Genomic DNA, 12,451 nt, shown 5'->3' with positions numbered 1-12,451 from the left:
GGACAGTGACGACGGCGGACCGCGCACACACGCAGGAGGGGCGCACCACCGGTCGGTGGTGCGCCCCTCCTGGTCGTGCGGTCAGCTCTTGTAGCCGACGTCCTGCCACTTGACGGACGACTGCTGGAACTGCGCGGGACCGTAGTTCACGAGGTCCTTGCGCACACCCCAGGCGTACGGCTCCGCGAACAGCGGGATGGTGCCGGCGACCTTGACGATCTTCTTGTCGATCGCCTGGGCGTCCTTGACGCGGGCGTCCGCGTCGAGCTCGCCGTTGGCCTTGTCCCACGCCGCGCCGAGCGAGGAGTCGGTGACGCCGGTGTAGTTCTGGCCGGCATCGGCCGGGTAGTAGATCGACTTCAGCGAGGAGATCGGGAACGGGGTGCCCTGCCACGCGAAGTACGTCGCGTCGAAGTCACGCGTCGTCGTGGTGATGTACTTCGTGAAGAAGTCGTCGGTGGGCACGGTGTCGATCGTCGTCTTGAAGCCGGCGAGCTTCGTCTGCTGCTGCACGAGCTGCGCGATGTTCGCCGAGTTCGGGTTGTCCGACGGGATGACGAAGCGGACGTCGAGCTCCTTGCCGCCCTTGGTCGCGTAGCCGTCGGAGCCGATCTTCCAGCCGGCGTCCTCGAGCTTCGACTTCGCCTTGTCGGTGCTGTAGCCGTAGACGGAGGACACCTGGTCCTCGTAGCCCTTCTGGCCGGGCAGGTAGACGAGGCTGTTGAGCACGTCACCCGGGCTCTTGACCGGCGACAGGATCGCCTGGGCGAGCACCTTGCGGTTGATCGCCTGCGCGAAGGCCTGGCGGACGTCCTGGTCCTTGAAGACGTCGGAGGTGCCGTTCAGCGTGATCTGACGCTGGGTGGTGCCGAGCGAGCGCTCGACCTTCGAGTCCTTGCGGGAGTTGGCCGTCTTGAAGTTGTCCGCGCTGCCGTTCAGGTTGAACGCGTCGAGCTCCTTGTTGGCGTACGCCTGGGCGACACCGTCACGGGAGACCGTCTTGAAGATGATCGTGTCGAGCTTCGGCGCGTCGCCCCACCACTTCGCGTTCTTCTCGAACGTCACGACGCCACCGTTGGCGTCGAAGGACTTCAGGATGTACGGACCGGCGGAGACGTAGGTCTTGCCGTCAGCGGCGTACGGGCCCTTGGCCCACGCGGTGTTGAAGTGCGCGGGGGTGTCAACCGCCCACGTCGGGTAGATCGCCGTGAAGACCGACGGCCAGTCGGCGTTGACCTTGGAGAAGGTGACGGTCACGTCCTGCGGCGTCGCGCCCTGCGTGACGGAGTCGACGTCCTCCCACACGTTGGTGGCGAGGGGCGCGAAGTCCTTGTTCGTGCCGTTGAGGGCCTTCCAGTTGGCCTCGACGTCCTTCGCGGTGATCGGGGTGCCGTCGGACCAGACCGCCTTGGGGTTGATCTTGATCTCGACGGTCTGGGGCGAGTCCTTCGTCAGCTTGATGGAGTCGACGTAGTCCTTGTTCGGCTCCCACTGCCCGTTCTCCTTGAACTGGATGAACCCGGGCAGGTAGGTGCCGGCGATGGTGTTGTCGTCGACCGTCCCCGAGTCGAGGTTCGACAGCTGCCAGTTCGCCGGAGCGGTGTCGATCGGCAGCGTGATCGAGCCGCCGTCCTTGATCGATCCGCGGTCCGCGGTGGTCCAGCCCGTCGACTTCAGTGACGACGTCTTGACCGCGGCGGTGTCGTTGCCGGCGTTCCCGCCGCCGGAGCAGCCGGCCAGCACGAGGGCCGAAGCCGCCGCGACGGCGAGCACGGCCGTTGCTTTCATCCTCATTCGCATGGCGAGGATTCCCTTTCGTTGTTTCGCGCAGATCGCGCCGATCACGACGACCCCCGTCGCCGTGCCTGTTGGGAGAGACCATAGCCACACCCCGAGGCGGTCGGCGTCCCCTTGACGTGAATCGAAACAAGGCTGTAACAGGCGTTGTCTAGCGTTGCGCCCGTCGTGCCGCGTGAGGGCTGCGGTGCGGCTAACCTGTCGTCACCGACAGCGCCGTCCGGCCGGACGGTCATCGACCCCTGGGAACCGCCAATGCTCGCATTCATCGCGAAACGCATCGTCAACTACGTGATCCTGACGATCGTCGCGACGACGCTCGGATACATCCTGGCCAGCGCGACCCTGAACCCGGCAGCGCGGTTCTACGGCAGGAATCCCCCCGTCCCGCAGAACACGATCGACGCGTCACTCGCCAGGCTCGGCGCCGACCCCGGCGTCCCGGTGCTGGTCCGCACGTGGAACTGGTGGGTGGACCTCGTCACGCACGGGTCGCTCGGCATCAGCACGCGCAACACCGCCGTGACGGCCGACATCATCTCCCGCTCCGGGACGTCGCTGCGGCTGCTCATCATCGGCGCGCTGCTCGGGGCCGTCCTCGGCGTCCTGCTCGGCGTGTGGAACGCGGTGCGGCAGTACAAGACGTCGGACCAGGTGTCCACCTACCTGTCCTTCGCGGTGCTGGCCACGCCGGTGTTCGTCATCGCGGTCGTGCTGATGATCCTGGCGACCGGGCTGAACAGCGCCGTCGGGACGCAGGTCATCCGGTTCACGGGCGAGTACACGCCCGGGGTGGGAGGCGGCTTCCTCGGCAGCCTCGGGGACCGGCTCGTGCACCTGCTGCTGCCGACGATCTCCCTGACGATCGGCGCGATCGCGAGCTACTCGCGGTACCAGCGGAGCGCGATGCTCGACGTGCTCTCCAACGACTTCATCCGGACCGCCCGGTCGAAGGGCCGCACGCGCGGCTCGGCGATCATGCGGCACGGTGTCCGCGTCGCCCTCATCCCGATGTCGACGTTCTTCGCGTACTCGTTCGGGCTGATCCTGACGGGTGCGAGCGTGACCGAGCTGGTCTTCAGCTGGCACGGCATGGGCGAGTACTTCGTCACCAGCATCACCAACAACGACATCAACGCAGCGGCCGGGACGATCCTGTTCACCGCGATCCTGGTGCTCATCGCCGGGACGCTCGCCGATCTGCTCTACGCGGCGCTCGACCCGCGAGTGAGGGTGTGACCGTGTCGCTTCTCGACCCCACCACGACGACCACCGCCGGCGACCCCGGCGACGGCAACGCCGGAGTCCCGGCGCACGTCGTCGACGCCGTCAGCCGCCGCACGCCGTTCTGGCGCAAGGTGCTCGGCACGTGGCGCGCCCGGATCGGCGCGACTGCACTCATCCTCATCATCCTCTGGGCGTTCGTGGGGCCACTGCTCTACCACTGGAACGCGGTGGACTCCGACGGACTCGCGTTCGGCCAGGGCCCGAGCGGATCGCACTGGTTCGGCACGAACGACATCGGCCAGGACCTGTACGCGCAGACCCTCGTCGGGCTGCAGAAGTCGCTGCTGATCGGGCTCATCGCCGGCCCCGGTTCCACGCTCATCGCGGGGATCATCGGCGCGATCGCCGGGTACTTCGGCGGGTTCGCCGACCGGGCGATCGTCTGGGCCATCGACCTGCTGCTGGTCATCCCGTCGTTCTACGCGCTGGTGCTCCTCAGCCCGGTGTTCAAGAACCTGACCTGGGTGGCACTCATCGTCGGCCTGGCGATCTTCAACTGGATGATCATGGCGCGCGTGATCCGCGGCCAGACGATGTCGCTGCGCGAGCGCGACTACGTCAAGGCAGCCCGGTTCATGGGCGTACCGAGCTTCACGATCATCCGCCGGCACATCCTGCCGAACGTGGCGTCGCTGCTCATCATCGACGCCACGCTCGGCGTCGGCGCGATGATCCTGGCGGAGAGCACCCTGAGCTTCTTCGGCTTCGGCATCCAGGTGCCGGACGTGTCGCTCGGCACGCTGCTCGCCGCCGGCAGCCAGTCCGCGGTCACCCGACCCTGGCTGTTCGTCCTGCCCGCGGCCGCCCTCGTCGCGACCGTCCTGTCCACGAGCCTGCTCGGCGACGCCCTGCGCGACGCCATCGACCCCACCTCCGGAGCCAATCGTGACTGACCCCCTCCTCTCCGTCTCGGACCTGTCCGTCACGTTCAACCCCAGGAGCAAGCCGGTGTACGCCGTCCGCGGTGTCGACTACCAGGTGCGCCAGGGCGAGTTCCTCGGGATCGTCGGCGAGTCCGGCTCCGGCAAGTCCGTCTCGTCGATGGCCGTCATGGGCCTGCTGCCGTCCTCGGCGCAGGTCACGGGCAGCATCAAGTACGACGGGCAGGAGCTCGTCGGGATGAACGACCGCGAGATGTCCCGGCTCCGCGGTCGTGACATCGCGATGGTGTTCCAGGACCCGCTGTCGGCGCTGACGCCGGTGTACACGATCGGGCAGCAGATCGTCGAGGGCCTCCGCCTGCACGACCGCTCCCTGACCGCACAGGCCGCCAGGTCCCGCGCCGAGGAGCTGCTCAAGGTCGTCGGCATCCCGAACGCCGCGCGACGGCTCGACGCCTTCCCGCACGAGTTCTCCGGCGGCATGCGGCAGCGCGCGATGATCGCCATCGCGATCGCGAACGACCCGAAGCTCATCATCGCCGACGAGCCGACCACCGCGCTCGACGTGACGATCCAGGCGCAGATCCTCGACGTGCTGCAGACGGCGAAGGAGATGACCGGCGCGGCCGTCGTCCTGATCACCCACGACCTCGGTGTGGTCGCGGGCAACGTCGACCGGGTCGCGGTGATGTACGCGGGACGGATCGTCGAGACGGCTCCGGTCCGCGAGCTGTTCCGCGAGCCGGTGATGCCCTACACGATCGGCCTGCTCCGCTCGATGCCGAACATGACGGCGCCGCGCACGGAGCGACTCGTCCCCCTCGAGGGCCGTCCGCCGCTGTTGACGAGCCGTCCCACCGGCTGCCCGTTCGCCGACCGCTGCCCCGCCGCGATCGACGCCTGCCGGGACGGCGAGCCCGCGCTGCTGGCCCCGTCGATCACGAACGCCGGCGTCGGCGGCACCGCGGCCGGCAGTGCGACCGACCTGGCCACAGGCGCTTCGCTCGCGGCACCGGCCGTGCTCGTCGACCACACCGCCGCGTGCATCCGCCGCGACGAGATCGCCGCCGGCACACTGGAGCGGTCGGAGATCTTCCCCCGGCCCGAGGACGTCCCCGAGGCCACCGTCGACCACGGCAACGACGTGGTGCTCCGGCTCGACGACGTCGTGAAGACCTTCCCCCTCACCAAGGGTTCGGTCTTCCGCCGGCGCATCGGCGAGGTGCACGCCGTCGACGGGATCTCGTTCGAGCTGCAGCGCGGCAAGGTCCTCGGCCTGGTCGGCGAGTCCGGCTGCGGCAAGACCACCACGATCATGGAGATCCTCGAGCTCGCCGGCGCGCAGCAGGGCAGCATCACGGTCAACGGCGTCGACACCGGCACGTTGAGCAAGCGCGACCGACTGGCCATGCGGAGCGACATCCAGGTGGTCTTCCAGGACCCGATGGCCTCGCTCGACCCCCGCCTGGACATCGGCACGGTGATCGGTGAACCGCTGACCGTGCAGGGTGTCGCGAAGGACGAGATCCGTCGGCGGGTGCAGGACTCGCTCGCCCTGGTCGGCCTGGAGCCGAGCTACATCGACCGCTACCCGCACGAGTTCTCCGGCGGACAGCGACAGCGCATCGGGATCGCCCGCGCGCTGATCGTCGAACCGCGCATCCTCGTGCTCGACGAGCCCGTGTCGGCCCTCGACGTCTCGGTGCAGGCCGGCGTGATCAACCTGCTCGAGGACCTGAAGCACCGCCTCGGGCTGTCCTACCTGTTCGTCGCCCACGACCTGTCCGTCGTCCGGCACATCGCCGACGACGTCGCCGTGATGTACCTCGGCCGCATCGTCGAGTACGGCGACGGGGACAAGGTCTTCGCGGACCCGCAGCACCCCTACACGCGGGCGCTGCTGTCCGCCGTCCCGGTCCCCGACCCGGACGCCGAGGCGGCACGCGGACGCATCCTGCTCGACGGTGACCTGCCGTCGCCGACCGAACGCATCGACGGCTGCCGGTTCCGCACGCGCTGCCCGCTGTACCAGCTCCTCGACGAGGGCCGGCAGGAGCAGTGCCGCACGATCGACCCGGCACTGCAGGACGTGCACGGGCGCGGGGTCGCGTGCGTGCAGACCGACCAGAACCACCTGCTGACGGAGCGCGCGACCGCGAGCGCCTGACCGCACCCACCACGGACGGGAGGCCCGGTGCCAGCTGGCACCGGGCCTCCCGTCCGTCAGCTGGTCAGGTGAGCAGCGAGACGGCCAGCAGCACGACGGCGACCACGCCGGCGAGGACCGCCGCGCGGTCCCAGGACCGGACCACGCGCCCGGTCCCGACGCCCCGGTCGCGGGCCACGGCCCAGGCGTCGAGCACCACGGTCAGCTCCCCGGAGGTGGGCATCACGGGGCGCTCCCCGCGGCGGGCAGGCTTCGGCCGCGGCAGTGTGGGTCCGCCCCAGCAGGTCAGACGGCGAGAGTCGTCGGTCTCCACGACGATCTGGTACCGCATCCGGACGTCGGCGACCCGGCCCCACGGCACGACGGTCCGCCGCAGCGGGTTGACGACGGTGAGCGCCTCCGAGGCGACCCGGACCGATGGCCGCACCATGAGGACCCAGATGCCCCAGAGCACGACCGCGACCGGACCGATCGCCGTGAGGACGACGTCCCAGCTCCCCCGCACGGCCGCGTCGACGAGCAGTGCGAGGCCCAGGAACGCCGCGAGGCCGGACGACACGAGTCCCCCGCGGCCACCGCGGAGGACGATCGGTCGTCCGGCCTCGTCGTCGCTCAGGATCAGCGACCGAACTCGAACCCGGCGCCGGGGATGGCCGCCAGGAGGTCCTGCGTGTACTGCTCGCGCGGGTTGGCGAAGACCTCGTCGGTCGTCGCCGTCTCCACGATCCGACCCTGTCGCATGACGCAGACGTTGTCCGCGACGAGGCGGACGACGGCGAGGTCGTGCGTGATGAACAGGTAGGTCAGACCGAGCTCCGACTGCAGCTCCGTGAGCAGGTCGAGGATCTGGCCCTGCACGAGGACGTCGAGCGCCGAGACCGCCTCGTCGAGGACGATGACCTCGGGCTTCAGCGCCAGCGCACGGGCGACCGCGATGCGCTGCCGCTGTCCGCCGGAGAGCTCGTTCGGGTAGCGGTTCACCATGGACGCCGGCAGGGCGACCTGGTCGAGGAGCTCACGGACCCGGGCACGGCGCGAGGCCTTGTCCCCGATGCTGTGCGTGACGAGCGGCTCCGCGATGGTGTTCCCGACGTTGTACATCGGGTCGAGGGAGCCGTACGGGTCCTGGAACACCGGCTGGACGCGGCGGCGGAAGTCGAAGAGCTCCTTGCCCTTCAGCGCGCCGATGTCGATGCCGTCGAACTGCACCGTGCCGCTGGTGATGCCCTCGAGCTGCAGGACGAGCTTCGCGACGGTCGACTTGCCCGAACCGGACTCACCGACGAGCGCCGTGGTGGTGCCCTTCGGGATCGAGAACGACACGTCGTCGACGGCCTTGAGCTCGCGCGAGGCGAGGTTCTTGCCGCGCAGCTTGTAGACCTTCTCGAGGTTCTTCACCACGATGAGGTCCCGCGTGGGCTGGTGCTCGCGCTGCTGGGCGCGGGCGATGAGCTCGGCGTCGTCGCTGCCGGCGTCGGCGATGTCGACCCGCTGGTGCTGCACCTTCGACTGGATGCGACGGCTCGCGAGCGAGGGCGCCGCGGCGACGAGGCGCTGCGTGTACGGGTGCTGCGGGTTGCCGAGGATCTCCTTCGACGGCCCCGCCTCGACGACCTGGCCCTTGTACATCACGACGAGCTTCTCGGCGCGCTCGGCGGCGAGGCCGAGGTCGTGCGTGATGAAGAGCACGCTGGTGCCGAAGTCGCGGGTCAGCGTCTCGAGGTGGTCGAGGATCACGCGCTGCACGGTGACGTCGAGCGCACTCGTGGGCTCGTCGGCGATGAGCAGCTGCGGACGGCTCGACAGGCCGATGCCGATGAGCACGCGCTGGCGCATGCCGCCCGAGAACTCGTGCGGGTACTGCTTCAGGCGGGTCGCGGCGTCACCGAGGCCGGCCTCCTGCAGGACCTCGATCGCACGCTCGCGCACGGCCTTCTTGCCGGTGGCCATGCCGTTCGCACGGATGGCCTCCTCGACCTGGAACCCGATGGTCCACAGCGGGTTGAGGTTCGACATCGGGTCCTGCGGGACGTAGCCGATCTCCTTGCCGCGGATCTCCGACATCTCCTTGTCGGAGAGGCCGACGAGCTCACGACCGTTGAACTTGATCGACCCGGCGGTCACCTGCCCGGCGCCCGGCAGCAGCTTGATGATCGCCTGCGCGCTGGTGGACTTGCCCGAGCCGGACTCGCCCACGATCGCGAGGCGTTCGCCCTGCTCGAGGGTGAGGTCGACACCGCGGACGGCCTGCACGAAGCCGCCCTGGGTCTTGAAGCCGATCTCCAGGCCGGAGATCTCGAGGAGCGGTGCGCCGTCGCCGCGGGTACGGCGGGCGGCCGGCTCGGTCAGCGTCTCGCTCATCGGCGGGCCCTCGCCTTCGGGTCGAGTGCGTCGCGGACCACGTCTCCGAGGAGCAGGAACGCGAGCACGGTGATGGACAGGGCTGCCGACGGCCAGAAGATGGTCGCCGGGTTGGTGCGGATCGACGACTGCGCGGTGCCGATGTCGAGGCCCCAGCTGAGGGACGACGGCGGCAGGCCGATGCCGAGGAACGACAGGGTGGCCTCGGCCACGATGAACGTGCCGAGCGAGACCGTCGCGACGACGATGACCGGTGCGAGCGAGTTCGGGACCACGTGGCGCACGAGGACCTTCATCCGGCTGACCCCGAGGGCCTCCGACGCGGTCACGTAGTCGGCCTGCTTGGCGCTGAGGACCGCACCGCGCATGATGCGGGCGATCTGGGGCCAGGCGAAGGCCGCCAGCACCAGCGACACCGTGATGGGGTTGCGGGCCGGGATGACCGACATGATCACGATGGCGCCGAGGACGGTGGGGATCGAGAAGAAGATGTCACCGATGCGCGACACGATCGTGTCGAGCCAGCCACCGAAGAACCCGGCGAGGGCACCGATCACGACACCGACGGCCGTCACGAGGACGGTGGCGACGATGCCGACGATCAGCGAGTTCCGGGCGCCCCAGATCACGCGGGCGTACGTGTCGTAGCCCTGACGCGTGAAGCCGAGGAGGTGGCCGGCGCGCGGACCCTCGTCGCTGTTGTTGAGGTTCGACGCCCGCGGGTCGACGTGCGTGAACAGCCCCGGGAACACCGCCACGATGATGATCAGGACGATCAGCACCGAGGAGATCCAGAAGGTCGGACGGCTGCGCATGGACTCCCAGGCGTCGGTCCAGAGGGACCGGGCCTTCTCGTCCTCGTTGACGTTGTCGATCGCCTGGAGCGGCGTCTCCTCGAGCGGGGCGACGAAGTGCGTCGCCGAGCGCGATTCCGTGTTACTTGGCATAGCGGATCCTCGGGTCCAGGACGGCGTAGAGCAGGTCCACCAGGAGGTTGGCGAGCATGAAGATGATGACCATCACGGCGACGAAGGACACCACGGTGGGGCCCTGGCCGAGCTTGACGGCCTGGTAGACCGTGCCGCCGACGCCGTGGATGTTGAAGATGCCCTCGGTCACGATCGCGCCGACCATCAGGTTGCCGATGTCGATGCCGAGGTACGTCACCACGGGGATGAGCGAGTTGCGGAAGATGTGCACCCCGATCACCCGGCGACGCGGCAGGCCCTTGGCCGTCGCGGTGCGGACGAAGTCGGCGCTCATGTTCTCCGCGACGCTGGCGCGGGTCAGTCGCACGATGTACGCGAACGACACCGACGCGAGCACGAGTGCCGGCAGCACGAGCTCGGACCACGGGGCTTCTCCCGACACCGTCACGCGGAACAGGCCGAGCTTGATGCCGAAGACGTACTGCAGCACGAAGCCGACGACGAAGGTCGGCACGGAGATGAGCAGCAGCGACACGACGAGGGCGGTGGCGTCGAACCACTTGCCCTTCTTCAGCCCGGCGATGACACCGACGACGATGCCGGCGACGGCCTCGAAGACGAGGGCGAGGATCGCGAGCCGCGCCGTGATCGGGAACGCCTGCGCGAGCTGCTGGCTGACCGGCAGACCCGAGTAGGTCAGGCCGAGGTCGCCGCGGAACACGCCGCCGATCCAGAGCAGGTACTGCACGATGAACGGCTTGTCGAGGTTGTACTGCTGACGCAGCTGCTCGATCACCTGCGGAGAGGGCTGGCGGTCCCCGAAGAGCGCGGCGATCGGGTCGCCGGGCAGGGAGAACACCATGAAGTAGATGAGGAACGTCGCCCCGAAGAACACGGGGATCAGTTGGAGGAGGCGCTTGCCGAGGTACCAGAGCATCAGATCCCTGCCTGGTTCCGAGCGGTCGTGATCAGGTTCATGTCGTGGAGGGGTGGACGGTCCGAGGGTCGGCACGGGTGTCCGGTGCGGGCGGCGGCGCCCGCGTGGTGGGGGAAGGTGTTGCCGCCGAGGTACGGGGGCTCGGGGACCGTGGTCCCCGAACCCCCGTCCGGTGGTCGCGAGGCAGGATATACCTGCCCGCGGTGGGTCTTCAGCGAAGACCCTGGGTCACGTTGGTGACCGGTGTTACTTCTTCTTGACCTCGATGTTGTAGTACTGCGGCACCGAGTCCCAGCCGAACTTGACGTTCGACACGTTGTCGGCGGACCAGACACCGGTCACGTTGGAGTACCAGAGCGGGATCTCGGGCAGGTCCTTGAGCAGGAGCTCCTGGGCCTGGTCGAAGATCTTGTTGCCGGCCTCGACGTTCTCGGCGGACTGACCCTGCTTGAGCAGCGAGTTGTACTCGGCCGAGTCGTAGCGCGAGTAGTTGTTCGACGAACCGTCACCCATGGTCGGGCCGAGGAAGTTGTACAGCGACGGGTAGTCGGCCTGCCAACCGGTGCGGCTTCCGCCCTTGAGCTTGTCGTTCGTCTGCAGGTCCAGGGCTTCCTGGAACGTCGGGATCGCGTTGCCCTCGGCCTTGATGCCCAGCGTGTTCGAGATGCTGTTCGTGACCGCGGTCACCCAGGCCTCGTGTCCACCGTCAGCGTTGTACGTGATGGTGAGGGTGTCGTTGTACGGCGAGATGGCGTTGGCCTTGGCCCACAGCTTCTTCGCCTCGGACTTGTCGTACTGCAGGACGTCCGAGCCCTTGAGGTCGCCGGTCCAGCCAGCGATCACCGGGGAGGTGAAGTCCTTGGCCGGGGTGCGCGTGCCGTCGAAGATCTTGTTCGTGATCTGCTTGCGGTTGATCGACAGCGAGATCGCCTCGCGACGGAGCTTGCCCTCTTCACCCTTCCAGTGGTCGAGGTAGTAGGGCAGGTAGATCGCCTGGAAGATGGCGGCCGGCTGGTTGACGTTCGAGTCGGGGAAGTCCGACTTGTACGTCTGGAACGCGCTGTCCGGCACGGCGTCGAGGACGTCGAGGTTCCCGCCCTGGGCGTCGGAGTACGCGGTGTCCTGCGAGGTGTAGAACGTGATCGTCAGACCACCGTTCTTCGGCTTGCGCTTGCCCTCGTAGTCCTTGTTCGTGACCAGCTTGATGTTCTGGTTGTGGGTCCAGGCCGTCTTGCTCGCGAGCTTGTACGGACCGTTGCCGATCGGGTTCTCACCGAACGCCTTGGTGTCGTCGTAGAAGACCGACGGCAGCGGCACGAAGGCCGAGTAGCCGAGCGAGAGCGGGAAGTCCGACTGTGCCGCCTTGAGCGTCACGGTGAACTCGTCGTCGCTCTTGACCTTGAGGCCCGTGAGGTCGGCGTCCTTGTCGGCGTCGAAGCCCTCGATGTTCTCGAAGAAGTAGCTCGCGCCCTGGGCGTTCGACTTCTGCGCGGCCCAGTTCCAGGCCTTGGTGAAGGACTCGGCGGTGATCTTCTCGCCGTTCGTGAACGTCCAGCCCGTGTTGAGCTTGATGTCGAACGTCTTCGAGTCGTCGGTGGTGATGCTCTTCGCGACCTCGTTCACCGGCTTGCCGTCGGCGTCGTAGGAGCGGAGACCCTCGAAGATCGAGTTGATGATCTTGCCGCCACCGGTCTCGGTGGAGTTCGAGGGGATGAGCGGGTTCTGGGGCTCGCTGCCGTTCGTGGTGACGATGCCGGACGAGTCCGAGGACCCGCCGCCGTTGCTGGAGCCGGAGCCCGAGCCACTGCCGCCACCGTTGCTGGAGCAGCCGGCCAGGGCGATTGCTGTGGCCCCGAGCACGGCGAGGGCTGCGAGCCCAGCGCGCTTCTTGATCAAGAGTTCCTCCTGGTGCATGGGACGCGCCGGGCACAGAGGTGTCACCAGGCACGTTTGACCTCTGCACTGTAGGCAGTGGGCTGAGGCCCCACCAAATGCTGGAACGAACGGTTACACGCTGGTAACCAACTTGCATGATCGTTGCGATCGGCTGCAAGATCCGCGCGTTTCACGGTGCAACATGCGGGTTCGTTGC

The 12,451-nt window shown here is 68.1% G+C and carries 9 protein-coding genes; 3 read left to right on the top strand and 6 right to left on the bottom strand.

The features are described from left to right. Positions 1-81: 81 nt before the first annotated feature. The gene (locus OXR63_RS05930; protein ID WP_267420741.1) at positions 82-1,794 is read right to left on the bottom strand and encodes an ABC transporter family substrate-binding protein; all 1,713 of its coding nucleotides are present in this window, start codon (positions 1,792-1,794) and stop codon (positions 82-84) included. A 258-nt stretch (positions 1,795-2,052) separates the two neighbouring features. On the opposite strand from OXR63_RS05930, the gene OXR63_RS05925 reads away from it, so the two are divergent. The 3 genes from OXR63_RS05925 to OXR63_RS05915 are packed head-to-tail and all read left to right on the top strand — an operon-like array spanning position 2,053 to position 6,132. Then, positions 2,053-3,036: an ABC transporter permease gene (locus OXR63_RS05925; protein ID WP_267420739.1), complete on the top strand. Its 984-nt coding sequence runs from the start codon at positions 2,053-2,055 to the stop codon at positions 3,034-3,036. Positions 3,037-3,038: 2 nt separating this feature from the next. Beyond that, entirely contained in the window at positions 3,039-3,977 is a 939-nt protein-coding gene (locus tag OXR63_RS18345; RefSeq protein WP_267420738.1) for an ABC transporter permease, read from the top strand. Beyond that, complete coding sequence (locus tag OXR63_RS05915; protein ID WP_267420737.1) at positions 3,970-6,132, top strand: ABC transporter ATP-binding protein; 2,163 nt, start codon at positions 3,970-3,972, stop codon at positions 6,130-6,132. Before OXR63_RS18345 ends, OXR63_RS05915 begins: the two co-directional genes overlap by 8 nt. A 64-nt stretch (positions 6,133-6,196) precedes the next feature. Here OXR63_RS05915 and OXR63_RS05910 read toward each other — a convergent pair whose 3' ends face one another. The 5 genes from OXR63_RS05910 to OXR63_RS05890 all read right to left on the bottom strand — a co-directional run bounded on the left by OXR63_RS05910 (position 6,197) and on the right by OXR63_RS05890 (position 12,255). Beyond that, the gene (locus OXR63_RS05910) at positions 6,197-6,691 is read right to left on the bottom strand and encodes a PH domain-containing protein (protein WP_267420736.1); all 495 of its coding nucleotides are present in this window, start codon (positions 6,689-6,691) and stop codon (positions 6,197-6,199) included. A 59-nt stretch (positions 6,692-6,750) separates the two neighbouring features. Further along, positions 6,751-8,493, bottom strand: a complete 1,743-nt coding sequence (locus OXR63_RS05905) for a dipeptide ABC transporter ATP-binding protein (RefSeq protein ID WP_267420735.1) — start codon at positions 8,491-8,493, stop codon at positions 6,751-6,753. After that, complete coding sequence (locus tag OXR63_RS05900) at positions 8,490-9,440, bottom strand: ABC transporter permease (protein ID WP_267420734.1); 951 nt, start codon at positions 9,438-9,440, stop codon at positions 8,490-8,492. Before OXR63_RS05900 ends, OXR63_RS05905 begins: the two co-directional genes overlap by 4 nt. Then, positions 9,430-10,359: an ABC transporter permease gene (locus OXR63_RS05895; RefSeq protein ID WP_267420733.1), complete on the bottom strand. Its 930-nt coding sequence runs from the start codon at positions 10,357-10,359 to the stop codon at positions 9,430-9,432. Before OXR63_RS05895 ends, OXR63_RS05900 begins: the two co-directional genes overlap by 11 nt. Positions 10,360-10,605: 246 nt before the next feature. Next, positions 10,606-12,255 carry a peptide ABC transporter substrate-binding protein gene (locus tag OXR63_RS05890; protein ID WP_267420732.1) on the bottom strand — a complete coding sequence of 550 codons (1,650 nt, stop codon included), beginning with the start codon at positions 12,253-12,255 and terminating at the stop codon, positions 10,606-10,608. Positions 12,256-12,451: the final 196 nt, after the last annotated feature.

Origin of the sequence: Curtobacterium sp. GC_Cur_3, assembly GCF_026544205.1 — a bacterium.
Lineage (GTDB): Bacteria > Actinomycetota > Actinomycetes > Actinomycetales > Microbacteriaceae > Curtobacterium.
This window is presented reverse-complemented; position numbering and strand designations above follow the sequence as displayed.